Source organism: Falsirhodobacter sp. 20TX0035, assembly GCF_028307215.1.
Classification (GTDB): Bacteria; Pseudomonadota; Alphaproteobacteria; order Rhodobacterales; family Rhodobacteraceae; genus Falsirhodobacter.
Window position 1 is genome coordinate 1 of record NZ_JAQMHV010000011.1, and the last position, 25,608, is coordinate 25,608.

Consider the following 25,608-nt stretch of genomic DNA (forward strand, 5'->3'; position numbering starts at 1 on the left):
GCGGGATGGAGCAGCCCGGTAGCTCGTCAGGCTCATAACCTGAAGGTCGCAGGTTCAAATCCTGCTCCCGCAACCAAAAATACTTCAACACCATCACAATACCCCGCCTCGCCGTCTTCGCCCGAGGCCGTTCTGCGTTCCATACGCCGACGCGCAGGCGGGATGTGCTGAAGCCTCCCCCACCGGCGCGCCGGTCGCCAGCTGAAGAAGCCCCGCCAAAGCCCCATGAAGGTGCACCGCGAGCCGCGGCTGGTCCTCAGGTCCCGGCTCCGGCACAAGCTCGATCCGGTCCACAAGGCCCCGCAGCGCCTCCTTCGCCGCGTCCATCTCCTCTGCGTCCCCAAGGCCTCGGATCAGGGCACCGACCGGTCGCGTCAGGTCTGCGCCATGCCGGGATGAATACGCATCGGATCCGGGGCAGGGGCCACCCCGAGGTCCGCCTCCAGCTCCTTCCGGCATGCATCCAGCGCGATCATCCGATCCTTTACCTGATCCGCCGGAACCCCGGCCACGATCGCGCCCACCTGCTTGCCGTGATCGCGGGTGACACGGACCAGTTCGCGTTCCAGATCGGCCCGGCCTGCATCGGGGGAGGCCTTGAGCCGGTTGCGTTCCGCGACATACTCCTCGCAACACGAGACGCCCACGGGGCTGCTGCGTATCAATACCTTGGTTCAGGCGGGACACGCGATCACGCCGGTAGTGCTGTCTTACACGCGCCGCTTCCCGAGATGCAGGTCGATCTGGTGACCGAGGGGCGGCTGGTCGATATCGTGGCTGAGGGCTTCGATCTGGGCATACGCCCTGCCGATCTGGTCCCGCGCGACATGATCGCGCTGCCCTTCGGCAAGCCGCAGCAATTCTCGGTCGTCGCCTCGCCTGAATGGCTGGCGGAGCATCCGGACCCCGCTGACCTGCTGACCCGAGACTGCATCCGGGTGCGTCTGCCGAACGGGGCCTTGCTCCGCTGGCATTTCGAGCGCAGTGGCGAACAGGTCTAGATCGACGTCTAAGGCCGTCTGACGCTGGATGAGGCGGTCATCGCCGGTGCCGCCGCTCTGGACGGCGCAGGGTCAGCAGGGCTACCCATGCCGTGTCTGTCGCACTTGCCACCACCTCTCCCACTGTCGCCTCGGGTGACCTAGAGCAAGGAGCGAATTGTCAGCCAGAAGCGCCTGTTCCAGCCTAAGCGCGTCTGGTTCAAGATAATTCGACTGACCAAGTCTCTGCAGGGTAGCTGCATGGGCGTGGCGGACCTTCCAGTTGAGGGTCTGGAGCCTCGTGCTGATATCGTTTCCGGCGTTCGAACGCGCCATCGGTCTGGGAAGATCTATTCCACCTTTTCCCAGAGCACTCGGGACACTTTTCGACCGACGATTTCCTACTGGCAGGCCATTTCTACGCCGGCTGCCGCTCAGCGCGCGACGCGACGCGCTGTAGCGAGCAGACTCGCGGCGCCGCCATGTCGGCCGACGAGCATCGTCATCGACCACGCGGGAAGGAGGCTTGGCGTCGGCAGCGCCAGGGCGCATCCATCCGCAAGGTTGACAAGCGAGGTGTTGCGCAGCATCGCCGCGTTTACTGCCAGTGACAGTCGGAGCCTCTGGTAAACGGCCGGAAATGTCTGCCGCTAATGATCGCTTAGTCCCATACGATCGCCTTTGGCTGTGGCGCCTTAGTGAGGAAGCGCGTTTTTACCAATTAGCAGCGGACGGTCTGGGTCGGCATCAGGGGAACATGGGGATCGCTGTTCTGGTTCTTCGCCTTTGCCCTGCAGAACGTGGCCTATGTTCGCGCACTTGGCCAGATCGAGATGGTGTTCACGCGGATCGTCTCGTTCCTTGTCTTCTGCGAGCGGTTGACATGGCGCGAAGCGGCGGCATCGCCCTCATCTGCGCGAGCATTCTCCTGCTGATCCTAACACTGGGACGACTTAGTGAAAAATGATCTGGAAGTTCTGCGATTGGCGACTGTCGGCGATATCCTACTCCGAGGTGGAAAACTCATTCGGCGGGTTCTCTCGGAGGAATGTCTCGATATCGGTATGAGTCTGGGGAAATCTTGTGCTGATGACGATCAGCCTTCAGCAGACGCTTCCATTGCCTTCCCTACCGAAAGGCCAGTCAGACAGGCAATGCTTGAATAGAGGCGCGGGGCCTACCGGCCTCTTTCCAAAGATATGCGATCGTGACCGGAAGCCGGAAGCGGCGGGGTCCGGCCGCGCCGGGGTTCAGCCAGAGGGTACGGCCGTTCTTCTCAATGCTTGGCTTGTGGGAGTGGCCGGAGATCACGACGTCCCACCCTTCGGCTTCCGGATCGGCTTTCAGGGTCTTGCGGTCGTGGATCATGTGGATCCGCATTCCCCCGATGGTCAGGCTGACCGTCTCAGGCAGCGCCCGGGCCCAGTGGCCGCGGTCGATGTTGCCGCGGATCGCCGTCACCGGCGCGATCCGGGCCAGCGCGTCAAGATGGTCGGGATCGCCTATGTCGCCCGCATGCAGGATGCGGTCGACACCCTCCAGCGCCTCCAGCGCCTCCGGGCGGAGCAGGCCATGGGTATCGGAAATGACGCCGATGCGCCTTTCACGGCAGGGCTGACAGGGTGGTGGCAAGGGGCAGATCCTGATTGGTCATGGCACGCAGGTGGTTCATCGGGCACGGCTTCGCAAGAAGCTTCCTTGCCCTGAGCCGGGATCGGGCGAACAATGAACGCGGACGGCTGCACCGGCGAGAGATGTCGGGGCGCCCGTGCGGCGCGTCCGGTTCCGGAGGAGGAAACAATGACATATCCAGCACACAAGCGGCGCCAAGGGCCGCTTCGCAACACCATCATGGGGATCGCCTTGACCTGCCTGCCCACGCTTGCACTTGCCCAAGGTGCCGGAACCCGCGACAGCTTCTTCTGGATCGGCGAGATCAACAAGGCCAGCGCCGTGATCAACACCGAGGAAGGGCTGCTTGATCCGGCCATGACGCCGGGCATCGCCGCCGCACTTGTGAAGGTGCTGGAGGATGGCAACCAGCCGGGGGCCAAACGCCCGCAAAGCGTCATCACCTTTGAACCGTTGCTGATCGACGCCGGGGGGCAGGACGTCACGCTGCTTCACGCCGGTCGGTCCAGTCAGGACATGCTGTCCACCGCCCGCGCCGCCATCCTGCGCGATCATCTGCTGGCGCTGGCCGAGCAGTTGAACACCACCTCCCGCACGATGGTGGAGTTGGCAGCCCGCCATGTGGACACGATCGTTCCGAACTACACCAACGGGGTGGCGGCGCAGCCCAACAGCTACGGCCACGCGCTGCTGGGCCATGCGGCAGGCCTTGACCGCGACGCGCAGCGCATCCGCGAGGCCTATGTGCGGCTCGACCGCTCGGCGATGGGCACGACGGTGCTGAACGGCACCAGCTGGCCGCTGAACCGCGAGCGGATGGCCGACTACCTCGGCTTTTCCGGCGTGGTCGAGAATGCCTATGACGCGGCGCAGATCTCGCCCGTGGATCTGGCGGTGGAACTGGGGTCCATCGTTTCCTCCGTCGCGCTGCATTCGGGCAGCTTCATCGAGGATGTGATGGGCCAGTATGGCCAGACCCGCCCGTGGATCCTGCTGCGGGAAGGGGGTGACAACACCTACGTGTCCTCGGCGATGCCGCAGAAGCGCAATCCGGGCATCCTGAACTCCACCCGCAGCGACGCTTCCGAGGCGCTGACGCTGGCGATGGGGCCGATCCTGCAGCAGCACAACCTGCCGCCGGGGATGAGCGATGCGAAAAGCCCCGACCGCAACACCAAAATGCTGGAGGCCGCGACCGGCACGCTGGAAGGGCTGGACGACATCCTTCATGCGCTGAACATCAACCCCGAACGGGCGATGGAGGAGCTGAACAGCGACTGGACCGCCTCGCAGGAACTGGCGGATCTGCTGATGCGCGAACATGGCATGCCGTTCCGCGTCGGGCACCACTTCGCCTCCGAGATCGTGACGCATGCGCGGCAGGAGGGTCTTGGCCCGCTGGACTTCCCCTATGCCGAGGCGCAGCGCATCTATGCCGAAGCGGTCGCGGACACGGATTACCCGCAGGACCTGCCCATCACCGAGGACGCGTTCCGCGCCGCCCTTGATCCCGCCGCCATCATCCGCGCCCGCGCCACCTCCGGCGGGCCGCAACCGGCCGAGATGGAGCGGATGCTGACCGCCGCCCGTGACCGGCTGACCGCGCAGGACGCGTGGATCGCGGAACGTCGTGCCCGTATCGACGATTCTCTGGCCCGGCTTGACGCGGACTTCGCCAAGCTGCTGCCCTGAGTGTCGTTACCGTTCCGACACAAGTTGCCGGGGCGGCTGCGGTCGCTTCGTGCGAGGGGGCGAGCGAAAGGGGCTGCTTCCCCTTAGCTTCCGGGGGGCTAAGTCGGAGCTCCGGCGATAGCGCTCCGGCTCAGCGTTCATAGGGGTGGACGTCTAGAGCGAAGAAAATCCTCACCCTTCCGCCGCAGGACCAAATGCGGATCCTGCAGGGCGGGGGAGCCGCGCTGGCAGGGCCGAGCATCGCTCACCGGATGCTCGGCGGCCACGCCAAGGCGGAGACATGATGCAGGAGGCATGGCTGCGCGGGCAGAACGGAGATCACAACCGTATTTCTCACGTCATCATCATACACATTGACATCTTGCATACTAGTGTATCATATGCCTGCAAGCCCTGTGGAGGAGGCGGAATGATTTCGATCTCGGTGGCCAAGCCGTTCGACTTGCGCGTGAAGGAAGCCGACGCGCCAAAGGTCGGTCCGAATGAACTTCTGGTGCGCGTTCGGCGGGCGGGGATTTGTGGATCGGACCTGCACATCCTGCACGGGTCCAACCCCTTCGCGAAATATCCTCGCGTCATCGGCCACGAATTCGCAGGCGAGGTGATCGGATTGGGCGAGGGGGCGACCGGATTCCTGGTCGGCGACAATGTAGTGGTGGATCCGGTCATCGCCTGCGGGCACTGCTACCCCTGCCGCATCGGACGCCCGAACGTTTGCGCAAACCTTGAGGTGATGGGCGTCCATCGCGACGGCGGGTTCCGCAGCGTCGTGGCCGTGCCCGCCGCCAACGCCATCAAGCTTCGCCCGGAGACGCCCATCGCGATCGGCGCGCTGGCCGAGCCGTTCTCCATCGCCGCGAACATCCTGGGCCGCACCGGTTGCGGGCCGGAGGATACGGTCCTGCTCTATGGCGCGGGAACCGTGGGGGTGACGGTGATGCAGGTGGCCAAGGTCAGCGGCGCGCGCGTGATCGTGGCCGACCCCGACGCCGCCCGGCTGGAACGCGCGCTGACCTTCGGCGCGGACCGCGTGCTGCGGTCGGGCCATGACGACATTCCGGCGCAGGTCGCAGGCGAAACGGACGGCCTTGGCCCCACCATCGTCATCGACTGCGCCGGCGTGCCCGCATTGCTGGAGGAGGCGTGCCGCGTCGCCTCCCCTGCCGGGCGGATCGGGATCATGGGGTTCTCGCCCGCGCCCTGCAACATCTCGCAGCAGGAGATCGTGAAGAAGGAGCTCACGCTCTACGGCTCGCGCCTGAACCGGCGCCTTCTGCCCGAGGTGGTGGGCTGGCTGGAAAGCGGCCGCCTGAAGCCCGAGGCGATGATCACGCAGACCTTTGCCGCCACCGACGCCGCTGCGGCCTTTGCCCTTTTCGAGAACGAGCCGGGTCGGACCATCAAGATACAGCTCGATTTCGACTGACACGGCCGGGAGGGCCGCACGACACGCATGAACCTGGGGAGGATCACCATGCTTTCGACACTCAAGACCGCCATTCTGGCCGGCGCCTGCGCGCTGGCGATGACCGCCGCCGCACAGGCCGAAACCGTCATGAAGCTGGGCCATCTCGCGAACGAGACGAACTCGTGGCATCTCGCCTCGCTCAAGTTCGCCGAGGAGGTGAAGGCCCGCACGAACGGCGAGATCACGATCCAGATCTTCCCGAACGACACGCTGGGCAAGGAAGTGGACCTGATCAAGGGGATGCAGTTCGGCACCGTCGACTTCACTATCACCGGTGAATCGATGCAGAACTGGACGCCCTACGCCTCGCTTCTGGCGGTGCCTTACGCGATCCGCGATCTGGACCACATGGAAAAGGTCGTGAACGGCCCCGTCGGCCAGAAGATCGCCGAGGAGATCCAGGAGAAGGTCCGCGTCATCCCGCTGACCTGGTTCGCCCGCGGCGCGCGCGAGCTGACGTCGAACCGCCAGATCAAGACGCCGGCGGACTTGAACGGGCTGAAGCTGCGCGTGTCGAACGTGCCGCTGCACGTCACCTACTGGAACGCGGTGGGCGCCAAGGCCACGCCGATGGCCTTCTCCGAAGTCTTCACCGGCCTGCAAAGCCACGTGATCGAGGCGCAGGAGAACCCGCTCGCCCTGATCCGCTCCGCCTCCTTCTCCGAGGTGCAGCACTACGTGAACATGACCGACCATGTCCGCAGCTGGATCTACCTTGCCGTCAGCGAGCGCAACTTCAACAAGCTGACCGAAGAACAACAGCAGGCCATCCGCGAGGCCGCGCGGATCGCCCAGACTTACGAGCGTGAACTGTTCCTGAAGAACGAGCAGGACGACCGCGCCGCCCTTGAACAGGCCGGGATGGAGTTCGTGGAGGTCGACAAGGCCGCCTTCGCCGAGGCCGGGTCCAAGGCCGTGTCCGAGGCGCTTGGTGACGAGCTGCGCCCGCTTTACGACGAGATCGTCGCCACGAAGTGACGGCTGCGCGGGCGGCACGCCCGCGCCCCAACCGGAGGCCGCCATGCGCACCCTGTTCGAAACCCTGCTTTCCGCGATGATCTGGATCTGCCGCACCGGCACCGTCCTTGCCTTCGCGGTCCTGATCACCGTCGTCACCATGCAGGTGATCGGCCGGACGCCCGGCGTCACCATGCCCGCCTGGACCGAGGAGATCTCGCGCTTCGCGCTGCTGCACCTCGTGGCCTTCTCCTGCGGGCTCGCCCTTCTGGACGGAGAGATGGTGAACGTCGACCTCGTCACCTCCCTGCTGCCCGACCCGGTGCGGGCGGCGGTGTCGAAGATCGTCGACGTGATCATCATCGTCTTCGCGCTGGCGATGATCCCCAGTTCCTGGCTCTACCTCGCGTTCAGCATGGGGGAACGCACGCGGTCCTTCGACGCGCCGATGGTCATCTCCTACGTGATCGTCCTGATCATTCCCGTCAGCCTCGCCTTCTTCGGGTTCGCCCGGCTGATCGGCTATGGCCGCACCCCCACGCTGGAGGAGCTCGTCTGATGCTTGTCGCCGTCCTGTTCGGCACCTTTGCTGTCTCCCTCATGCTTGGCGTGCCGGTGGCGATCTCGCTCGCCCTCGCCTCCATGGTGTATCTTCTGCTGGAAGGTATCGACCTCTCGGTCGTGCCGCAGTTCATGTATGCGGGCATGGACAGCTTCGTGCTGCTGTGCATCCCCGGCTTCGTGCTGGCGGGCAACCTGATGAACGGCGGCGGGATCACCGACCAGATCGTCCGTTTCTCCAGCGCCGTGCTGGGGCATATCAGGGGCGGCCTGGGGCTGGCCAACGTGGGCGGGTCCATGATCTTCGCGGGCATCTCCGGCACCGCGGTGTCGGAAACCGCCTCCATCGGCGCGGTCATGATCCCCGCGATGAAGAAGGCGGGCTATTCCGGCGGGTTCGCGGCGGCGCTGACGGCCTCGGCCTCCACCGTGGGTCCGATCATTCCGCCGTCGGTTCCGATGATCATCGTGGGCACGCTGACGGGCCTGTCGGTGGGGCGGATGTTCATGGCGGGGGCCATTCCGGGCATCCTGATGGGCCTTGGCATGATGCTGACCTGCTACATCATCGCCCGTCGCCGCAACTACCCCAAGGGCAAGTGGGCGGGCTTCGCCGAGATCTTCCGGTCGGGCAAGGCCGCGTTCTGGGCGATCCTGATGACGGCGATCATCCTTTACGGCATCGTCGGCGGCATCTTCACCCCGACCGAGGCGTCCATCGTCGCGTCGATCTACGCCTTCCTGGTGGGCATGTTCATCTACAAGGGGTTCACCCTGCGCGACCTGCCGCGCATCCTCTTGAACAGCGCCATCGGGTCGGGGGCGCTGATCCTGCTGGTCGGCTTCGCCAACCTCTTCGGCTGGATCCTCACCTCCGAACAGATCCCGCAGGCGATCGCGGCTTACATGCTGTCGCTGACCGAGAACAAGTATCTCATCATCCTGATGGTGAACGCGCTGCTGCTGATCGTCGGCACCTTCATGGAAACCATCGCGGCCCTGATCATCCTGTTCCCGCCCCTGCTGGCGGTGGCGACCGCGGTGGGGATCGACCCGATCCACTTCGCGATGATCGCGGTCATCAACCTGATGCTGGGCCTGACGACGCCACCCGTAGGCATCTGCCTGTTCGTCGCGGGCAACATCGCGCGGGTCCCCCTCGGCACCGTCGCGCGCGAGGTGGTGCCCTTCCTTCTGTGCAACATCATCGTGCTGATGCTGGTGTCGTTCATTCCGGCCATCTCGCTCTGGCTGCCCAGCATGATGTTTGACTGATGGAACGTTTGTCCCGCACCACTCTGCCCCGCGCCCACGCCCGCTTGCCGCGTTTCGATCCGGCGGCGGTGGGCACCGGGATCGTGCATCTCGGCCTTGGCGCGTTCATGCGCGCCCATGTCACCGCCTTCAACGACGACGCGATGGAGGCGTCGGGCGACCTGTCCTGGGGCATCGCAGGCGTCAGCCTGCGCAGCTCCGATCCGACCGCCCGGCTGAGCCCGCAGGACGCGCTGTTCACAGCAGTGGAACGCGGGGCCGACACCCGCGCCCGCATCCTCGGCAGCCTGACCGCCGCGATCCACGCACCCACCGAACACGGACGGATGATGGGGCTGCTGACCGCGCCCGAGACCCGGATCGTGTCCCTGACCATCACAGAAAAGGGCTATTGCCACGATCCGGCGACCGGCTATCTGCGGCCGGACCATCCCGATGTGGTGGCCGATCTGGCCTCCGACACGCCCCGCACGGCGCCGGGGCTGATCGTCGCGGCGCTGGCCGCGCGGCGGGCGGCGGGTGCCGCCCCCTTCACGGTCCTCTGCTGCGACAACCTTCCGCAGAACGGCCGCGTCACCCGTCAGGTCGTGAGCGGCTTCGCAGCGCTGCGGGACGAGGCGCTGGCCACGTGGATCAAAGACAACGTGGCCTTCCCCTCCACCATGGTGGACCGGATCGTGCCCGCGGTGACCGAGGATGTGCTGGCCGAGACCGCCGCCCTGATCGGCTTGCGGGACGAGGCCTGCGTCTTGCACGAACCTTTCGGCCAGTGGGTGATCGAGGACACCTTCCCCCAAGGCCGTCCCGACTGGCATCTGGCCGGCGCGCAGATGACCGACAACGTCGAACCGTGGGAGCTGATGAAGCTGCGGATGCTGAACGGCACCCATTCCGCGATGGCCTGGCTGGGCACGCTGGCGGGGGTGCAGACGGTGGGCGAAGCCATCACCGACCCCGACATCGGCCCCTTCATCGACGCCCTGTGGGAGGAGATCATCCCGACCGTCCACGGCACGGACCTGCACGCCTATGCGGCCGACCTGCGCGCCCGCTACGCCAATCCCGGGATGCGGCACCTGACCGCGCAGATCGCGAGCGACGGGTCGCAGAAGTTGCCGCAGCGCATTCTTGGACCCATCCGCGACCGGAGGGCGGCGGGGCAGGACTGGACGCGGCTGGCGCTTGTGGTCGCGGCCTTCCTGCGCCACGCCCAAGGGGTGGCGGATGACGGGACGGCCCTGCGCATCTCGGACCCGCTGGCCCCGCTTCTGGGCGGCACCGCGCGCGAGATGATGGCCCTGCCGCAAATCTTCGGCCCCCTGGGTCAGGATCCCGCCTTCGTGGCGGCGATCGAAGACCAACATCACAAACTGGCCCGCGACGGGGTCCGCGCCACGCTGCGCGCCCTTGCCGGCTGAGGAGACGCGTATGGAACAGACCTGGCGCTGGTTCGGCCCCGACGATGCCGTGGGCCTTCATCACATCGTGCAGGCGGGCGCGACCGGCGTCGTCACCGCCCTGCACCAGATCCCCTATGGCGAGGTGTGGACCCCCGAGGCGATCGCCACCCGCAAGGCTATCGTCGAAGACCCGGCCCATGGCCTGCGGTGGAGCGTGGTGGAAAGCCTGCCGATCCACGAACGGGTGAAGCTGGGCGACGGCGACCTGTCCACGATCTTCGACAACTACCGCACCTCCATGCGCAACCTCGCCGCCGCCGGGGTGAACGTTATCTGCTACAACTTCATGCCGATCCTCGACTGGACGCGGACGCAGCTGGACGCGCCCCTGCCGGGGGGCGGAACGGCCCTGCGGTTCAACCACCACGAATACGTGGCTTTCGACCTGCACATGCTGAAGCGCCCCGGCGCGGACGAAGGCGTGCCGCCCGAGGTGCTGACGCAGGCTGCGGTGTGGTTCCAGGCCTCCACCGAGGGGGACCGCGACCGGCTGCTGGCCAACATCATGGCGGGCCTTCCCGGCGCCTACGACCGCTACGACATTCCCCAATTGCGCGAGATGCTGCGCCGTTACGACGACATCTCGCGCGATGACCTTCGGGCGAACTATGCCCGGTTCCTGGAGGAGGTCATCCCCACGGCCGAGGAATGCGGCATCCGCATGTGCGTCCATCCCGACGATCCCCCGCGCGCCTTGTTCGGGCTGGACCGGATCGTGTCGACCGAGGACGACATCGCCTTCATCCTGAACGCCGTGCCGTCGCGGGCCAACGGGCTGACGCTGTGCTCGGGCTCGCTGGGTGCCAACCCCGCGAACGATGTGCCGGGGATCGCCGCGCGCTTTGCCGACCGCGTCCACTTCGCCCATCTGCGCAACGTGGCCAAGGATCCCGACGGATCCTTCATGGAGGCGGAGCATCTGGGCGGCGACACCGACATGGTGAAGCTGATCCGCGTCCTGATGGCCGAGGAACGCCGCCGCCGGGCCGAGGGTCGCGCCGACTGGCAGATCCCCATGCGCCCCGATCACGGCCACGCGCTGATCGACGACGCGGCGCGCCCGACCTTCCCCGGCTATCCCATCATCGGGCGGCTGCGGGGCTTGGCCGAACTGCGGGGCGTCATGGCGGCGGTGGACCAGATCGAGGGCGCGTGATGCGGAACCTGTCGATCCACTCCTTCTGCTGGATCCCCGGATGGTCGGCGGAGGCGGCGGATCATGTCGCACCCCGTGCCGCGCAGGCGGGTTATGACCACGTCGTGGTGCCGCTGCGCGATCATGCGGCGATCGACGCGGCCGCCATCGCCCACAGCTTCACCGCCCACGGCATCACTGCCGTCTGCTCGGCCAATCAGCTTCCCGACGCCGACATCTCCAGCGCGGACCCGGCCATTCGGACGGCGGGGCTGGCGCGGCACCGCAACTCGCTTCGGCTGGCACGGGACATGGGGGCGGTGCATGTGGGCGGCGCGACCTACGGCCTGTTCGGAAAGGCCGATGCCGCCGCGACCGCCGACATGCGCATCCGCAGCGCCGAGGCAATGGCGGTCCTGTCGGAGGAGGCCGCCGGCATGGGCCTGCGCCTCGCGATCGAACTCCTGAACCGCTACGAGACGAACATGCTGACCACGGTGAATGAGGGGTTGGCCTATCTCGACCTCGTGGGGCGGCCGGCGAACCTGTGGCTGCATCTGGACACCTTCCACATGAACATCGAGGAGGTGGACCCGCTGGCGGCGCTGGACTGTGCCCTGCCGCATCTCGCCTATTTCGAACTGGACCAGAACGACCGCGGCCTGCTCGACCGCGGGCATATCGACTTTGCGCCCTACCTTTCGCGGTTGAAGGCGGCGGGCTACGACAAGCTGATCGGGGTGGAGGGGTTCTCCTCGGCCGTCAGCGGGCCGGATGTGGCGCGCGGCGTGGCTGCCTGGCGGCCGCTGTTCGCGAACGGTGACGAGATTGCCGACAGCGGCCGGCGCGTGCTCACACGTCGTTGACGATGAAGTCCGGGTGACGGGCGGCCAGTTTGTCCGTCACCTTCAGCACCTCGGACAGGTGATCGTTCACCGCACGCTCCGCCGCGTCGGGATCGCGTGCAACAACGGCCTGCAGCATCGCCCGGTGCTGGGCGATCAGCGTTTCCACCGGCGTGACGTTCGGCAGGCTCAGAAAGCGCAGCCGGTCGAACTGGGACTTTTCCTGCTCCAGAATCGACCAGACATCGCCCAGATCGATGCCGTCGGCAAAACGGCGGTGGAAGGCGTCGTCGGCGCGGGTGAAGCGTTCGGGGTCGTCGCAATGGGCCACCTGCTCGTCGATGTCGGCTTGCGCCTCGGCCAGCCGGGCGGGGTGGAGCCCATCCTCTGCTGCCTTGCGGAAAATCGCGATCTCCAGCGCGATGCGCAGGAACCGTGCCCGCTTCACGCTGCGGAGCGAGATGAAGGTGATGTAGGTGCCGCGTTGCGGACGCACATCGACGAGCCCTTGGTCCACCAGCCCCAGCACCGCCTCGCGCACGGGGGTCCGGCTGGTTCCGAAACGGCGGGCGAGGTCGTTCTCCGAGACCTTGGCGCCGGGAAGCAGCTTGAGGGTGATGATGTCCCTGCGGATCGCATCGCGGATCGCCGCGACCGTCGGTGGCGCGAATTGCATCGGACGATTTTCGGAGATCCTCCCAAGGGGCGGGACATGGGTCATCTGGTCTGGCTCGCTCAAGGTCGGGGACTAGTATACAAGGATGTTCACCTCTCCGCCAGACTGACGGGCGGCCTCGCGCGGCAGCGTTGCTGCTGCACCTTCAAACCCACCGCTTGCCCGCGCGGAGGCCAGCAATCTGCCGTCAGCGTCAAGAGCGCAGCCTCCACTCCGGGCTGGGTGTTGTCGACCTGCATCGTCGTCAGCGACAGCGGAGCGACGGAAGGGCGAGCACGCCCAAGCCTGTAAGCGAGCGCGCCTTCGGCCCCCAACGTCCTGCCGCTTCGTCGCACGATGGAGCATCGTTGTCGCAGACGATTGCGGTGGCGACCATCCGCTCGATGAACGTCTTGCCGTCGAAGCCATGCTGGAAGACCGCGCAGGTTTTCCGAAGACGGCCACAGACCCGCACGCCTGAGCGCGTTCTCGATGCGCTGAAGGGGCGCTTCCACCCGATTGTTGGTCTCCTGCGGCTGGAAGATTGCGGCGAAGCGCCGGTGCCTGAGGTCCATCAGGTGTGGGGCGATTTGGCTGAAGGGGGTGAAGCTGTTGAAGCCAACCCGGGCCGAGCCACGGCGGGCCACGTAGGGGATCCGATGCCTCGTGCAGAACGCGGGGGGAGGCCTCGGAGTATCTCAACGCCCCGCCCAGAGGCGCCGTCACCTACATCCAGAAGAGCGCGTCGATGTCCCGATGCCGGAGGCCCACGTCCACGGATTGCAGGGGCCGAGCGTCGCTGGCATGGCCGTGATTGGCGCTTGGAACTGCGAAACGCGGCCTTTGTCCGTCATTTTCGCGACGCAGCGAGCCAAGGCGCAGCGCAGCACTTAGACGCAGGAACCGGATGCCACGCAAATGGCGCCGTCAGGTAGGCGCCCGTTCCCCGCAGCAGGGGGCATCAGCCGATAACGCTCCCGAACGATGCTGCCGATCGATCTCGGGAAAGCTTTCCAAGCTACTGTATTCGCAGCATGGCTCATTCACGCGACCCGGACAACAAAGCCGCGAGATCGGCCGCGTGTTCTCCGTGCTTCCGGGAGATAGTTCGATATCTAATAGCTTAACGTTATGCAAAAAGCCCCGGTTCTGAATTGTGGTCACCACCTCCGAAAGCACACAAGAGAAAGTAGGCGGTTCCGGAGGGGGATGCCGGAGCCGCCGAACTGGCTTGGGAGGGCCTTATGGACGGCGTCATTCAATCGCTCGGGGTGATCTTCAGCCTGTCGGGTCTGGTCGTGCTGCTGATCGGTGCGTTGCTGGGGATCGTGATCGGGGCGCTGCCGGGGCTCGGGCCCTCGATCGGGCTGAGCCTGCTGATCCCCTTCACCTACTCGATGTCGCCCGAACTCAGCATGCTGCTGATGATCTCGCTCTACACCTCCGCGGAATATGGCGGTTCGATCAGTGCGATCCTGCTGTCCACGCCGGGAACCGCGGCGGCGGCGGCGACGGCGATCGACGGCTACGCCATGGCGCAGAAAGGGCAGGCAAACGAGGCGATTTCGATCTCTCTCACCGCGTCCACCGTGGGGGGCGTGCTGGGGGGCCTCGCGCTCTTGCTTCTGGCCATGCCGCTGGCGAAACTGGCGCTGCAATTCGGGCCGGCAGGATATTTCGCGGTCGGGCTCTTCGGGCTGACGTCGGTGGCGGCGCTGTCGGGCGGGTCGCTGGTGAAGGGCTTGCTGGGGGCCGCGTTCGGCCTTGGGCTGGCGACGGTGGGGATCGATCCCATCGCAGGCACGCCCCGTTTCACCTTCGGCCATTTCGAGCTTTACGAAGGGGTACCGTTCCTGGCGGCGCTGATCGGTCTCTTTGCCGTGTCCGAGGCGATGGCTTTGGCCGAAAAGCATGCCTGCAAGGCGCCCATGAACAAGAGCCGCGTCGGTCACGTGTTCATGTCGGCGGCGGTTTGGAAGGAAACGTGGCGCTCGATGTTGTCGGGCTCCGTCATCGGCACGCTGTTGGGCATCCTGCCCGGCGTGGGGGGCAACATCGCCTGCTGGGTCGCCCGCGACTATGCCCGCGCCCGCGATCCCCATCCCGAGACCTATGGCAAGGGTGCCGCCAACGGCATCGCGGCCCCCGAAGCGTCCAACAACGCGACCGTCGGCGGCGCGCTGGTGCCGCTGCTGTCGCTGGGCGTGCCGGGATCGCCGACCACCGCCATCATGATGGGCGCGCTGATCATGCATGGCCTGCATCCCGGCCCGCAGCTGTTTGCCGAACAGCCGACGCTCGTCTACGCGATCCTTTTCGGCGTCATCATCGCGTCGCTGGTGCAATACCTCGTCGGTTCGTTGTTCCTGCCGATCATGGCCCGGACGGTGCTGCTGCCCGACGGCGTGATCGCGGCGGGCATCCTGACCTTCGCGGTGCTGGGCGCCTTTGCCATCCGCAACCTGATGTTCGACGTCTGGATGACGCTGGCCTTCGGCCTTGTCGGATATGCCATGAAGAAGCTGAATTTTCCCGTCGCGCCGGTGATCCTCGCGATGGTTCTGGGATACCTCGTGGAATCCAACTACCGCACGGCGCTGGTCTCGTCCCAAGGCGACTACATGGTGTTCCTGACCGACCCGATCAGCGTGCTGTTCCTGCTGCTGAGCCTTGTCAGCATCCTGGTTCCCGTGCGCCGCGCCTGGCGCGCCAAACGCCCTGTCCGGGGAGGGCAGGGCGCCTGACCACGACATCATTTCTGGGAGGAAAACGATGCAACGAGAGATGACCTTCACGGGCCGGTTCATCCGGCGCACGATGGCGGTCCTGTGCCTGATGGCGGGCACCGCGCTGGCCCTGCCGCAAACCGCGGCGGCGGAATTTCCGGAAAAGCCCGTGACGCTGGTCGTGTGGTCGGGGGCGGGCGGCTCGCTTGACACCTATGGCCGCAAGCTGGCGGAATTGCTGGAGCGGGAGGCCGGGTGGACCGTCAAGGTCGACAACCGTCCCGGCGGAAGCGGCGCCGTCGGCCTGTCGCAGATCGTGACCCAGCCCGCCGACGGCTACAACATCCTCGTGCTGACCGGCACGCTGACCTTCGGGATCGCGCAGGGCCTGATCCCGTTCAAGCTGGAGGATCTTCGCCTGCTGCGCGCCATGCAGTCCGAGCCGTCCTCGCTGGCCGTCATGAACGACAGCGCGTTCCAGACCGTGGACGACTTCGTGACCTACATGAAGGAGCATCCGAACGAGCTGCGCGTCGGCGGCCATTCCTCGGGCGGGTTCCATCAGTACATGCTGTATCAGCTGATGAAGCAGGGCGGGTTCGAAAGCGGATGGATCCCGCATGACGCGTCGGGCAAGGTCACGCTGGCGCTGCTGGGCCATCACATCGACGCCGCGATGATGACGCCCTCCACCGCCCTGTCGCAGGTCAAAAGCGGCGAGATCCGCCTGCTGGGCGTCAGCACGGCCGAACGCTCGCCCTTCCTGCCCGACGCGCCAACCTTCAAGGAGCAGGGCTATGACATCGAGGGCGCGATCTGGCGTGGCATCGCGGTGAAGGCGGGCACGCCCGACGACGCCGTGGATGCGATCCAGGCGGCGATCGACACGGTGACCGCCTCGGAGGAATGGAAGACATTCCAGGAAGAGCAGTTCCAGGACAGCCCCGACTGGGCCGAGGCCGAATTCACCGAGCGTGTCCAGAAGGATCTGGCCGAGCAGGCGGAGTTCCTGAAATCCGCAGGCTTTGTGCAATGATGGGCGCGCCCGAGGTGCCTCCGAACCGGGGGATCCCCTTCAGCGACCTGATCACCGGGCTGATCTGCCTTGCAGGCTGCATCGCGTTCCTCGTGCTGGCCTTCGCGCTTCCGGCGGGCCATTCCACGGGCGATGTGGGGCCGGGTGCCTTGCCCAAGCAGATCGGCATCTTCGGCATCATCTGTTCGGCCGTCTACCTGCTGACCGCCCTGCGCGGAGGCTTTGCCGAGGAGCGGCCCGAATTCACCGAAAGCCACCGCGCGCTGGCCGCCTTCGCCATCTTCGCCATCTGTCTTGCAGTGGTGCCTTGGCTGGGTTTGGCGCCGGCGCTCGCTCTGGCTGCGGCAGTGGTCACGCTGTTGTTCGCGGGAAGAGGGCGACTGGTCCGCGCCGCGGCCACGGCGGCCGGGGTCTGGCTGATCGCGGTGCTGCTGTTTGAACGGCTTCTGGGATTGCCGCTGCCATAAGATCGGGTAGGGCGCGCCATACAGTGCGCCCTGCCATCATATACACGCAGCCGACAGGCGTAGGGATCGCGAAGGCTGTGATGGACATGCTCAAGATCCTGGCTATGCTCTACATGATCGTGATCGGGCAAATGTATCGAAGCTGTTTCTGGCCTTGATACGGATTTGGATTTTCCGGGCGAGGGGCGGGAGGCCCAGACGTTTAGGGCAGTGATCGCCATCATCCCTGCCTCTCAAAGGGTAGCGATTGTCCTTTCGATGCTGGTGATCTCCATCCGGTCGTCACGTCGCTGGGGTCTGACCTGACTTGGTTCGGTGTCGCTTTGAGCGAAATGGGGATGGTAACGTTATCGCTATCGCGGAACGTGTGCGTGTTGCCGGTTGCTTGAAGTCGTGCCGATGACGACGGTGCAAGGCCGCCATGCCCTTCTCGCGGTGCCCGTGGAGCTGTTCATGACTCTCGTTCCACAGAACGCGGCTGATCCCGAACGCCATGGCCCGGCTGATAGCATTTCGAACCACGGGAAGGACCATAAGTGCAGGCTATACCGGCTTGCGCTTATGCCGTTTCCCCTCATCCTGTTCCCGCAACGGAGGGGGAGGAGACCACGATGCAGGACATCGCGTTTGTCGGTTTCGGCGAGGCTGCCGAAGCGTTTGCTAAGGGGTGGGGCACCGGCGCCCCGGATCATCTGCGTGCTTATGATGAAAAACGCGACGATCCCGCCACGGCCGCCGTGCCGCAGGGGCGGGCGGAGGCTGCGGGCGTGGCGTTGACGGACCGTGTGGGGGCGCTTGCGGGGGCGCAGGCGGTCTTCTGCCTCGTGACCGCCGACCGGGCGGTCCTTGCGGCCGAACAGGCGGCGCCGTATCTGGAGGCGGGCGCCTTCTGGTTCGACGGCAACAGCTGCTCCCCCGGTGCCAAGCGCCAGTCGGCCGCGATCATCGAAGGGGTGGGGGGCCGCTATGTCGATGTCGCCATCATGGCGCCGGTGTATCCCAGGATGCACAAGACGCCACTGCTGATCGCCGGCCCCCATGCCGAAGACGCGGAAGCGCTGCTTCGGGCGCTTGGGATGGAGCCGCGCATCGCGGGTGATCGCGTCGGCGAGGCATCGGCGATCAAGATGATCCGTTCGGTCATGATCAAGGGCATGGAAGCCCTGACCGCCGAGTGCCTGCTGGCCGCCCGTCGCGCCGGGATCGAGGACCGGGTGCTGACCTCCCTGACCGCGTCGAACCCGAATATCGACTGGCCGAAGCAGGCCGCCTATAACCTGGAACGGATGATGGTCCATGGCCGCCGTCGCGCGTCGGAGATGCGCGAGGTCGCGGCCACCCTGTCCGAGCTTGGTCTGCCCAACGCGCTGGCGAGCGCCACGGCGGACTGGCAACAGCGCATCGGCGACCTGACCTTGCCGGCGGGCGCGGACAGCTATCCCGACCGCGCCGATGCCATCCTTGGCCGGCTGGACGATCAGGCCAGCTGAGCGGCCGTCTTGCGCAGCAGGTCCAGAAAGTCCTGCTGCGCCCGCGTCGGCTCCCACCCCTTGCGGATCGTGACGCCGATGGGACGCATCGCGTTGGGCAGGGTGATGGGGAGGATGGACAGCACTTCGGCCTCCACCTCCGCCTGCATGCGGGACAGGCCGCCGAGGTAGTCGCTTTCGCGCAGGATTTCGCGCATCATGATGACGGACGACGTCTCGATCACATCGGCCGGCGAACGTTCGGCAAAAAAGGCGTCGAGGATCCCGCGCAGAGGGGTCGAGCGGCGCGGCATTACCCATGGATGCGCCACCAGATCCTGAAACTCGACCTTGGCGCGCGCCATCAGCGGATGGTCGCGCCGGGCAACGGCCACCACCTCGTCGTCGAACAGGCGTTCCTGCGCGATGTCTTCGATCGGGGTGGGCAGGCGCAGCGCGCCCAGCATCATGTCGATCTCACCGCGGCGCAGGCCCAGAAGCAGTTCGTCATAACGCCCGTCGATGACATGGAAGGGGAAGTTTGGCCGCAGCTTCCGGAAGGCGAGGATCGCGCGCGGCAGCCAGCCCGACCGCGACAAGGGCAGCGCGCCGATGACGATGCGCCCGACTTCGCGTCCGTCCAAGGTGGCCATGTCGGATTCGGCCTGATCCAGTTCCGCCAGCGCCAGCCGCGCCGCCTGCGCCAGTTGCAGCGCCGGCCGGGTGGAGATCATGCCATGCACGGTGCGCTGGAAGAAGACGGCGCCCGCCGCCTCCTCCAGCAGGGTGGTGGAGCGGTGGACGGTCGGCTGCGCCAGCCCCAGCCGGTGGGCGGCAAGGGTGAAGCTTTCCGTTTCCGTCACCGCGACGAGGCTGAGCAGCTGTTGCCACGTCGCCTGCACGCGGATCGCGTGGTGCATGTCGGTTGTGGCCGCGTCCAGCATCCGCAGCGCACGCGTGGCGCGCGCATGCAGCAACTCCCCGGCCTCGGTCAGGAAGAGACCTTGCGGGCTGCGGCGGAACAACGCGTGGCCGCATTCCCGCGTCAGCTTCGCCATCGCCTGCGTTACGGCGGGTTGGGAAACGTGGTTGATCTCGGCTGTGCGCGTGACGGAATTGGTGCGCCCCAACGTCATGAACATCCTCAGGTGGCGGATACTCGCGGGCATGGGTCTTCCTCCGTTCCCGAGCAGGCTAGGCGCGGGCAGGGGCGCGGACAAGCCGGGGCGCGCCCGGCTCATCCCGCCAGCGCCTTTGCGATCAGCCCCAGCGGGTGGGCGGGGGTGACGTCCGCCAGACGTTTTGCCTGACAGCGGCAGGAAAAGCCGGTGGCGAGCACAGGGCCTCTGCCCTCCACATGCGCGCGCCATGACAGGTCGAAAAGGGTGCGGGAGGAGGGCTGGTGACGCTCCTGATGGCCGTACAGCCCGGCCATGCCGCAGCAGCCCGTGGCGGGGGTGGACAGGGGCAGACCCACCGCCGCGAACACCTCGGCCCACAAGGCGCCGGCGTTGGGCTGGCCCGTCACCTCGGTGCAGTGGGAGAGGAGCGTGGCCTCTGTCATGTGGTGGGCCTGCGGAAAGGATCGGGTCGCGGCCTCGGCGGCAAGGAATTCCTGCGGCAGCAGCACCTTGGGGGTGGAGATGCCGGCCTTGGGGTAATCCTGTCGCAGCATCATCGCCAGCGCCGGGTCCAGCGCGATCAGGGGCGCGCCCGTCGCCGCGGCGCGGGACAGCTGTTCGGCCAGCGCCCCCGCCATCCGCCGGAACCCCGCCATGTCACCTGCGCCAAGCGCGGCCTTCCCCGCCGGGCGCATCGGCAGCAGGACGGGGTGATAGCCAAGGGCGGCGAAGCCAGCGGCGACCTGCGTCTGCACCTCGGCGTCGAAAAGCGCGGTGAACCAATCCTGCACCAGGATGACGGCGTTCGGGGGCAGCGTGTCCGGCAGGGTGCGCGCCTTTGTCCGGGCCAGCGCCCGTGGCAGGTCGCGCGTGGCGGTCAGCCATTCGCCCACCCGCGCGGCCAACGGCCAGAACGGTGCGATCACCGGGGCCAGGCGGACGACCTGCGGGCTGAACCGTTCCGCCGCCAGCGTCAGCCGGTCGGCCAAGGGGCGGGACCGCCGGGCGAAGACGTCGGCGTAAAAGGCGCTGCGCATGGTCGGGATGTCCACCTGCACGGGGCAGGACGACGCGCAGGCCTTGCAGCCAAGGCAGGTGTCCAGCGCGCCCATCAGGTCCGCCTCTCGCGCCGCAAGGTCTGGGGCGTCGGCCTTGCGCGCCCCGTGCCAAGCACGCAAGGCATCGGCCCGCCCTTTCGGGCTGTGGCGCACGTCGCCCGTCGCCTTGAAGCTGGGGCACATCGGCGTGGTCCGGGCGTAGCTGAGGCACTGGGCGTTGCCGTTGCACCGGAAGGCGAGGGTCAGGGGATCACCCTCGGGCGCGTTGAAGGCGCGGAAGGGCGTGGTCGCGATGCCCATGATGGGGGCGGCGTTGCTGACCAGCTTGCCGGGGTTGAACCGCCCTTCGGGATCGAAAGCGGCCTTGACGCCCTGCAGGGCGGCATAGGCCTCGGGCCCGATCCAGTCCTTCAGATAGGCGCCGCGCACCCCCTTGCCGTGTTCGCCCCAGAAGATGCCGCCATGCTTGCGCGTCAGATCGTAGATGGCGTCGGACACGGCCACCAGCCGCTCACGGTCGGCGGGGCTGTCGATGTTCAGGGCGGGGCGGATGTGCAGGCAGCCCACGTCCACATGGCCATAGATCCCGAAGCCGAGGCCGTTTTGCGACAGCACGCCCAGAAAGTCGTCGACAAAGGCGGGCAGGTTTTCGGGCGGAACGACCGTATCCTCCACGAAGGCGATGGGGCGGGCGGGGCCGTCCACCTTGCCCAGCAGGCCCACGCCGGCCGAACGGACGGCCCAAAGCTCCCGGATCTCGGCCAGGTCGGCGGCGGTGTGGGTGGCGCCAAGGCCGGGCAGGGTGGCGAGGATCGCGCGGCAATGGTCCAGCTTCGCTGCCAGAGGCACGGGATCGTCGCCGTTCAGTTCGATGAACACATAGGCAACGGGCTGGCCGGGGGCGGCGCGCAGGCCGGGGGGCAGGCGGGTCAGGATGCCGGCGCGGTCGGCGATGCCCTGCACGGTTTCGTCCATCACCTCCACCGCCGTGGGGCCGGCGGCGATCAGGGGGGAGGCGGCCGCCAGCGCATTGCGGAAGCTGTCGAAGCCGGCGACGATCAGGCGCTTTTCCTTCTCGATCCGGCGCAGCTTCACGCGGATCCGGGTGATGAGGCCAAGCGTCCCCTCCGCCCCGAGGAACAGGCGCCACCATTCGAAGCCCCCGCCCGGGGGGCACGCGCGTTCCAGATCGTATCCGGTGAAGCGGCGGTTCAGGCGGGGGGTGTTGGCGACGAAGGCGTCGCGGCCCTGACGGGCGGCGGTTTCGGCGGAGGCCAGCATGTCGTGGGCCCAAGCGGGCGGCGCGATCAGGCTGTCCAGCAGGCCTTCGGGCCGCGCGACCTCCAGTCCTAGGATGTTGTCCGAGGTCTTGCCATAGATGCGCGAGCCCTTGCCCGAGGCGTCCGTCGACACCATCCCCCCGATCGTGCAGCGGCTGGAGGTGGAGGTTTCGGGCGCGAAGAACCAGCCGGTGGGGCGCAGCCGCTCGTTCAGGTCGTCCAGCACGAGGCCGGGCTGGACATCGGCCCAGCCTTCCGTGACGTCCACCGCCAAAAGTCCGTTCATGTGGCGGCGCAGGTCGACAACGACGCCGCGGTTCAGGCTTTGCCCGTTCGTGCCGGTGCCGCCCCCGCGCGCGGTGATCGCAAGATCCGGAAACTTCACCATCACGCGCATCAGCGTCAGAAGGTCTTCCGCGTCGCGTGGGGCCACGATCAGGTCCGGCGTGATCTGGTAGACGGAATTGTCGGTGGACATGGCCGCGCGCAGGGCGCTGTCGGTGTCGATGTCGCCGCGAAAACCGGCAAGGGAAAGGGCCCGGGCGGGGCCGTCGGTGGGAATGTCGAGCATGGGTGCGCCTCCGTCGTTCCGGCAGTTGACCACGGATGCGCACTTCGCGAAAACGGAAAGACATGAAGCTGAATTCAGAAAACCTGAATTTGAACCTGCGCCACCTGCGCGCCCTTCACGCCATAGCGCGCGAGGGGACTTTCAGCGCGGCGGCCGCCAGTCTTGGCGTCGTGCCCTCGGCCCTGTCGGAGCTTGTCCGCCAGATGGAGGAGGCGGTGGGTGGTGCACTGTTCGACCGGGCGCAGCGCCCGCCCCGCATGACGCCGCTGGCCCGCCAGTTCCTGACCGAGACGGAACCGCATCTGGACGGCCTTGACCTCGCGGTCACCCGGCTGCGCCAGTCGGCGGGGTTGGAGGTGGGTTCGCTGTCGATCGGCACCTCGCCCTCGGCCATCTCGGAACTGCTGGCGCCACTGCTAGTGACCTTTCTGGCCAAGCGGCCGCAGATCCGCTGCCACCTCCATGACGACATCGCCGAACGGCTGGCGAGCATGGTGGCGGATGGGCAGCTGGACATGGCCGTCGCAGGTAGCGCCCATCCTTCGCCCGATCTGCGGCAACGGGCGATCCTGCGCGATCCGTTCGGGCTGGCCTGCCGGATCGACCACCCGCTGACGGAAAAGGCGCGGGTGACGCTGGCTGACCTGGAGAGCCTGCCGTTGATCGCGGTCGCACCCGACACGGGCACCCACCAGATCCTGGCGCGCAGCGGCTTGCCCGACGCGACGCTGCACCCCCGGCTGACGGCGCATTCCACCGTGGCGCAGCTGTGCATGATCCGCGCCGGGATGGGGGTGGCGCTGCTGCCGCAGAACGCGGTCAGCCTGTTCCGCGACCCCCGGATCGCGTTCCTGCGGATCGGGGACCTGGACCTGTGGCGTACGCTTTATCTGCTGGAACCGGCACGGCGTCCGCCCTCGCCCGTGGCGGCGGCCTTTCTGGACCGCCTGAAGGATCAGTTGGGCTGATCGCGGCGCGAGTGCGGGTTCAACAGCTGCTCCCCAAGTCCACCCGCTTCATCTTGCCGATGGTCCGGGCGCGCCAGACCAACGCGTGCATCATGGCCACGGTAAAGATCGCTGGTGATCAGCAGGCACCAGCCCAGTTCTTTGCAGGGCCCGGGTGAGGTATTTCGCGAGGCCCGTTGCCATAAATCGGCACGGCAGTAGTTTCGATCACGGGAACGCAATGCGTCGCGACGAGCGTCAAGCTCATCCTGTTCCTCACCGTCACTGAGACTCCCGGCCGCCCGAATGCCTGCCGGCGGGTCCCTATAGCTGCGGGTCCAGTCAATGTTCACACGGACCCAGAGTGGTTGTCGGCCGCCGGCCCGATACGGGCTGGATGCTGACAGAGCGTGGTTATCGCTCCAACAGGATCGGGGCACGAGCCATGTGGAAACAGTTTGTAAGACATGCTTCCGCAACCCGGCATCCTACCTCTCCCGACACCTTCCCACGGCGTTAAGCCTCCTGCATTTCCGGGGTTCCGAACGCCGGCAGATGAGGACAGGGGCAGGTAACACTGCATCGCAGGTCGATCTTCCGGCCCGGAAGACAGGCAGAATGGTGTCTGAAGCCCGCGTCGGCACCTTTCTCCTCTGCGCCCGCTTCATGCCGTTGTTGCATTGATCCGTCACCTTGGCGCCATCCTTAACAAGAGATTCATCATGTCCATCTCCCTTCCCGCCAGTGGCACACCGACCGTCGGCTCCGATTCTCAGAACGCGCAGTTCGAGGCGAACCTGAACATCGCGAAGTCGAGCCAGATCATCTCCTCCTACATGAACGAGACGGGGCAGGGCGCGATCACGAAGGACGGGCTTCAGGCGCTGGCCGACAACCCGGGCGGTGACGTGTCGTCGGAAGTTTCCGCCGCCGCCTCCTACATGATCCGCCACGAGGATGTCTTCACCGCGATCGAAACGCATGACGTGGCGGGCGCCGACAACCTGTCGGGCACCTGGAACTTTGACTGGGCGGCGAAGGGCGGCCTTGACGGGACCGCCATCTCGGCCATCGCCTCAATGGAGGATGCCTTCGATCGCGCCATCGGCAAGTCGGCCCAGATCACGGAACTGACGACCGAGGCGAAGACCGAACTCGACGCCTCCAAGCAGCGCCCGCAGAACTGATCACGGCAGGACGAGGCGGCGGAGCATCTCCAGCCGCCCGTCCAGCGCCATCACCTGCTGGAACATCAGCGGCGTCAGGAACACGACATAGACCGTGATCAGCGCCGAGTAGAGCAGGTTCTTCACCGCCAGCGACAGATCGAAGATGTGAAGCTGCGGCGCCATCCGCGACAGGAAGGCCATCATCACGTCCGTGATCAGGATCGCTATGACGATCGGGCTGACCAGCACCAGCCCCACCTGCAGGATCCGGTCCAGCACCGACAGCATCGCCTCGGCCGTGGCGGCGTTCATCACGGGCATCATCGCGCCGGCCGGCCACAGCCCGTAGCTGCCGTAAAGCCCGTCCAGCAGGAACAGAAACCCGCCCGACATGAAGAACAGCGCGACCATCGCGATGCTGAGGAAGGTGGACGTGACGGAGCTTTCGCCCGCCGACAGCGGATCCACCAGTTGCGACATGGTCGATCCGCGCTGAAGATCGATCAGCTCTCCCGCCACCTCGGCCGCCCAGAAGGGGATGCCGAAGATAAGGCCGATCACCGCTCCCACCGCCAGTTCCTTCGCGACAAGGCCGGACAGGCCCAAGACGGAGGGCGTGCCCATCCCCTGCAGGTCCACGAACAGCCCCGGCACGACGGGCAGGGAGATGGCGAAGGCCACCGCCGAGCGGATCATCCCCGTCAGGCCCAGCCGCGTGAAGGCCGGCGTCAGCATGATCATCCCCATGGCCCGCGCCATCGCGACCGAAGTCGCCACCAGCAGGGGATAGGTCAGCCCGGTCAGGGCCGTGGTGACGGCGGTCAGGTCCATCTACCGCGTCAGCATGGGAAAGCTGTCCAGCATCCGCCCAGCAAGGTTGCCGACCTGCACCGCCATCAGCCCGCCCACCAGCAGCAGGACCAGCATCACCGCGATCAGCTTCACCGCCTGCGGCAGCGTCTGGTCCTGGATCTGCGTCAGCGCCTGCAACAGGCCCACGATCACGCCGATGACGATGGCCACCACCAGCGCGGGCGCCGACACCATCAGCACCACGATCAGCGCGCGGTTCATCTCGGCCAGAAAGACCTCGTTGCCCACGGT

Annotated in this window: 22 protein-coding genes; 15 read left to right on the top strand and 7 right to left on the bottom strand. The window is 66.5% G+C overall.

Translation table 11 applies throughout. The features are described 5' to 3' along the window. Positions 1-374 precede the first annotated feature (374 nt). On the bottom strand, positions 375-647 hold the full coding sequence (locus PIJ50_RS11955; RefSeq protein WP_271975556.1) for a hypothetical protein: 273 nt from the start codon (positions 645-647) through the stop codon (positions 375-377). A gap of 84 nt (positions 648-731) precedes the next feature. Here PIJ50_RS11955 and PIJ50_RS11960 point away from each other — a divergent pair, with 84 nt between their 5' ends. After that, a complete protein-coding gene (locus PIJ50_RS11960) occupies positions 732-1,001 on the top strand; it encodes a LysR substrate-binding domain-containing protein (protein ID WP_271975558.1) in 270 nt (89 codons plus the stop codon). Between the two features lie 1,122 nt (positions 1,002-2,123). Here PIJ50_RS11960 and PIJ50_RS11965 read toward each other — a convergent pair. After that, a complete protein-coding gene (locus PIJ50_RS11965; protein ID WP_271975560.1) occupies positions 2,124-2,612 on the bottom strand; it encodes a metallophosphoesterase family protein in 489 nt (162 codons plus the stop codon). A 168-nt stretch (positions 2,613-2,780) separates the two neighbouring features. Between PIJ50_RS11965 and PIJ50_RS11970 the strand changes: the two genes are divergently transcribed. The 8 genes from PIJ50_RS11970 to PIJ50_RS12005 all read left to right on the top strand — a co-directional run bounded on the left by PIJ50_RS11970 (position 2,781) and on the right by PIJ50_RS12005 (position 12,026). Then, a complete protein-coding gene (locus PIJ50_RS11970; RefSeq protein WP_271975561.1) occupies positions 2,781-4,304 on the top strand; it encodes an argininosuccinate lyase in 1,524 nt (507 codons plus the stop codon). Between the two features lie 409 nt (positions 4,305-4,713). Then, positions 4,714-5,730, top strand: a complete 1,017-nt coding sequence (locus PIJ50_RS11975; RefSeq protein ID WP_271975563.1) for a Zn-dependent oxidoreductase — start codon at positions 4,714-4,716, stop codon at positions 5,728-5,730. 48 nt (positions 5,731-5,778) lie between these two features. Then, positions 5,779-6,750 (top strand): TRAP transporter substrate-binding protein, encoded by a 972-nt coding sequence (locus PIJ50_RS11980; protein ID WP_334212726.1) that lies wholly within the window; start codon positions 5,779-5,781, stop codon positions 6,748-6,750. Positions 6,751-6,793: 43 nt separating this feature from the next. After that, positions 6,794-7,288, top strand: coding sequence for a TRAP transporter small permease (locus PIJ50_RS11985; protein WP_271975565.1), 495 nt, complete (start codon positions 6,794-6,796; stop codon positions 7,286-7,288). Beyond that, positions 7,288-8,565 carry a TRAP transporter large permease gene (locus PIJ50_RS11990; RefSeq protein WP_271975566.1) on the top strand — a complete coding sequence of 426 codons (1,278 nt, stop codon included), beginning with the start codon at positions 7,288-7,290 and terminating at the stop codon, positions 8,563-8,565. The genes PIJ50_RS11985 and PIJ50_RS11990 overlap by 1 nt, the downstream gene beginning before the upstream one ends. Beyond that, positions 8,565-9,983 carry a mannitol dehydrogenase family protein gene (locus PIJ50_RS11995; protein WP_271975568.1) on the top strand — a complete coding sequence of 473 codons (1,419 nt, stop codon included), beginning with the start codon at positions 8,565-8,567 and terminating at the stop codon, positions 9,981-9,983. Before PIJ50_RS11990 ends, PIJ50_RS11995 begins: the two co-directional genes overlap by 1 nt. A 10-nt stretch (positions 9,984-9,993) precedes the next feature. Further along, the gene (gene uxuA / locus PIJ50_RS12000) at positions 9,994-11,181 is read left to right on the top strand and encodes a mannonate dehydratase (RefSeq protein ID WP_271975570.1); all 1,188 of its coding nucleotides are present in this window, start codon (positions 9,994-9,996) and stop codon (positions 11,179-11,181) included. Further along, a complete protein-coding gene (locus PIJ50_RS12005; RefSeq protein ID WP_271975572.1) occupies positions 11,181-12,026 on the top strand; it encodes a sugar phosphate isomerase/epimerase family protein in 846 nt (281 codons plus the stop codon). Before uxuA ends, PIJ50_RS12005 begins: the two co-directional genes overlap by 1 nt. Here PIJ50_RS12005 and PIJ50_RS12010 read toward each other — a convergent pair. Next, on the bottom strand, positions 12,013-12,681 hold the full coding sequence (locus PIJ50_RS12010) for a GntR family transcriptional regulator (RefSeq protein WP_271975573.1): 669 nt from the start codon (positions 12,679-12,681) through the stop codon (positions 12,013-12,015). The genes PIJ50_RS12005 and PIJ50_RS12010 overlap by 14 nt on opposite strands. 1,223 nt (positions 12,682-13,904) lie before the next feature. Between PIJ50_RS12010 and PIJ50_RS12015 the strand changes: the two genes are divergently transcribed. The 4 genes from PIJ50_RS12015 (at position 13,905) to PIJ50_RS12030 (ending at position 18,379) form a co-directional block, all read left to right on the top strand. Beyond that, complete coding sequence (locus tag PIJ50_RS12015; protein WP_271975576.1) at positions 13,905-15,404, top strand: tripartite tricarboxylate transporter permease; 1,500 nt, start codon at positions 13,905-13,907, stop codon at positions 15,402-15,404. A 28-nt stretch (positions 15,405-15,432) separates the two neighbouring features. Then, positions 15,433-16,422 (top strand): Bug family tripartite tricarboxylate transporter substrate binding protein, encoded by a 990-nt coding sequence (locus PIJ50_RS12020; protein ID WP_271975577.1) that lies wholly within the window; start codon positions 15,433-15,435, stop codon positions 16,420-16,422. Then, entirely contained in the window at positions 16,419-16,889 is a 471-nt protein-coding gene (locus tag PIJ50_RS12025; RefSeq protein ID WP_271975578.1) for a tripartite tricarboxylate transporter TctB family protein, read from the top strand. Before PIJ50_RS12020 ends, PIJ50_RS12025 begins: the two co-directional genes overlap by 4 nt. Positions 16,890-17,500: 611 nt before the next feature. Next, positions 17,501-18,379, top strand: a complete 879-nt coding sequence (locus PIJ50_RS12030; protein ID WP_271975580.1) for an NAD(P)-dependent oxidoreductase — start codon at positions 17,501-17,503, stop codon at positions 18,377-18,379. Here PIJ50_RS12030 and PIJ50_RS12035 read toward each other — a convergent pair. Beyond that, complete coding sequence (locus tag PIJ50_RS12035; RefSeq protein WP_271975581.1) at positions 18,367-19,527, bottom strand: LysR family transcriptional regulator; 1,161 nt, start codon at positions 19,525-19,527, stop codon at positions 18,367-18,369. The genes PIJ50_RS12030 and PIJ50_RS12035 overlap by 13 nt on opposite strands. Before the next feature lie 68 nt (positions 19,528-19,595). Next, positions 19,596-22,388 carry an FAD-binding and (Fe-S)-binding domain-containing protein gene (locus PIJ50_RS12040; RefSeq protein WP_271975582.1) on the bottom strand — a complete coding sequence of 931 codons (2,793 nt, stop codon included), beginning with the start codon at positions 22,386-22,388 and terminating at the stop codon, positions 19,596-19,598. 62 nt (positions 22,389-22,450) lie between these two features. Between PIJ50_RS12040 and PIJ50_RS12045 the strand changes: the two genes are divergently transcribed. Together PIJ50_RS12045 and PIJ50_RS12050 are read left to right on the top strand one after the other, a co-directional pair. Beyond that, complete coding sequence (locus tag PIJ50_RS12045) at positions 22,451-23,356, top strand: LysR family transcriptional regulator (protein WP_271975584.1); 906 nt, start codon at positions 22,451-22,453, stop codon at positions 23,354-23,356. 701 nt (positions 23,357-24,057) lie between these two features. Further along, positions 24,058-24,522, top strand: coding sequence for a hypothetical protein (locus PIJ50_RS12050; protein ID WP_271975586.1), 465 nt, complete (start codon positions 24,058-24,060; stop codon positions 24,520-24,522). Here PIJ50_RS12050 and sctT read toward each other — a convergent pair whose 3' ends face one another. Beyond that, entirely contained in the window at positions 24,523-25,335 is an 813-nt protein-coding gene (gene sctT, locus PIJ50_RS12055; protein WP_271975588.1) for a type III secretion system export apparatus subunit SctT, read from the bottom strand. It lies immediately after the preceding gene. Next, on the bottom strand, positions 25,336-25,605 hold the full coding sequence (locus PIJ50_RS12060) for an EscS/YscS/HrcS family type III secretion system export apparatus protein (protein ID WP_271975590.1): 270 nt from the start codon (positions 25,603-25,605) through the stop codon (positions 25,336-25,338). Positions 25,606-25,608: the final 3 nt, after the last annotated feature.

Excerpts from the sequence above, each read along its gene's own strand:
- PIJ50_RS12010 (WP_271975573.1), bottom strand. The coding sequence starts at position 12,681 with ATGCAATTCGCGCCACCGACGGTCGCGGCGATCCGCGATGCGATCCGC.
- PIJ50_RS12025 (WP_271975578.1), top strand. The coding sequence starts at position 16,419 with ATGATGGGCGCGCCCGAGGTGCCTCCGAACCGGGGGATCCCCTTCAGC.
- PIJ50_RS11985 (WP_271975565.1), top strand. The coding sequence starts at position 6,794 with ATGCGCACCCTGTTCGAAACCCTGCTTTCCGCGATGATCTGGATCTGC.
- PIJ50_RS12035 (WP_271975581.1), bottom strand. The coding sequence starts at position 19,527 with ATGCCCGCGAGTATCCGCCACCTGAGGATGTTCATGACGTTGGGGCGC.
- PIJ50_RS11960 (WP_271975558.1), top strand. The coding sequence starts at position 732 with ATGCAGGTCGATCTGGTGACCGAGGGGCGGCTGGTCGATATCGTGGCT.
- PIJ50_RS11980 (WP_334212726.1), top strand. The coding sequence starts at position 5,779 with ATGCTTTCGACACTCAAGACCGCCATTCTGGCCGGCGCCTGCGCGCTG.
- PIJ50_RS12030 (WP_271975580.1), top strand. The coding sequence starts at position 17,501 with ATGCAGGACATCGCGTTTGTCGGTTTCGGCGAGGCTGCCGAAGCGTTT.
- PIJ50_RS12040 (WP_271975582.1), bottom strand. The coding sequence starts at position 22,388 with ATGCTCGACATTCCCACCGACGGCCCCGCCCGGGCCCTTTCCCTTGCC.
- PIJ50_RS12005 (WP_271975572.1), top strand. The coding sequence starts at position 11,181 with ATGCGGAACCTGTCGATCCACTCCTTCTGCTGGATCCCCGGATGGTCG.
- PIJ50_RS11970 (WP_271975561.1), top strand. The coding sequence starts at position 2,781 with ATGACATATCCAGCACACAAGCGGCGCCAAGGGCCGCTTCGCAACACC.
- PIJ50_RS12050 (WP_271975586.1), top strand. The coding sequence starts at position 24,058 with ATGTCCATCTCCCTTCCCGCCAGTGGCACACCGACCGTCGGCTCCGAT.
- PIJ50_RS11990 (WP_271975566.1), top strand. The coding sequence starts at position 7,288 with ATGCTTGTCGCCGTCCTGTTCGGCACCTTTGCTGTCTCCCTCATGCTT.
- PIJ50_RS12045 (WP_271975584.1), top strand. The coding sequence starts at position 22,451 with ATGAAGCTGAATTCAGAAAACCTGAATTTGAACCTGCGCCACCTGCGC.
- uxuA (WP_271975570.1), top strand. The coding sequence starts at position 9,994 with ATGGAACAGACCTGGCGCTGGTTCGGCCCCGACGATGCCGTGGGCCTT.
- PIJ50_RS12015 (WP_271975576.1), top strand. The coding sequence starts at position 13,905 with ATGGACGGCGTCATTCAATCGCTCGGGGTGATCTTCAGCCTGTCGGGT.
- PIJ50_RS11995 (WP_271975568.1), top strand. The coding sequence starts at position 8,565 with ATGGAACGTTTGTCCCGCACCACTCTGCCCCGCGCCCACGCCCGCTTG.
- PIJ50_RS11975 (WP_271975563.1), top strand. The coding sequence starts at position 4,714 with ATGATTTCGATCTCGGTGGCCAAGCCGTTCGACTTGCGCGTGAAGGAA.
- sctT (WP_271975588.1), bottom strand. The coding sequence starts at position 25,335 with ATGGACCTGACCGCCGTCACCACGGCCCTGACCGGGCTGACCTATCCC.
- PIJ50_RS12020 (WP_271975577.1), top strand. The coding sequence starts at position 15,433 with ATGCAACGAGAGATGACCTTCACGGGCCGGTTCATCCGGCGCACGATG.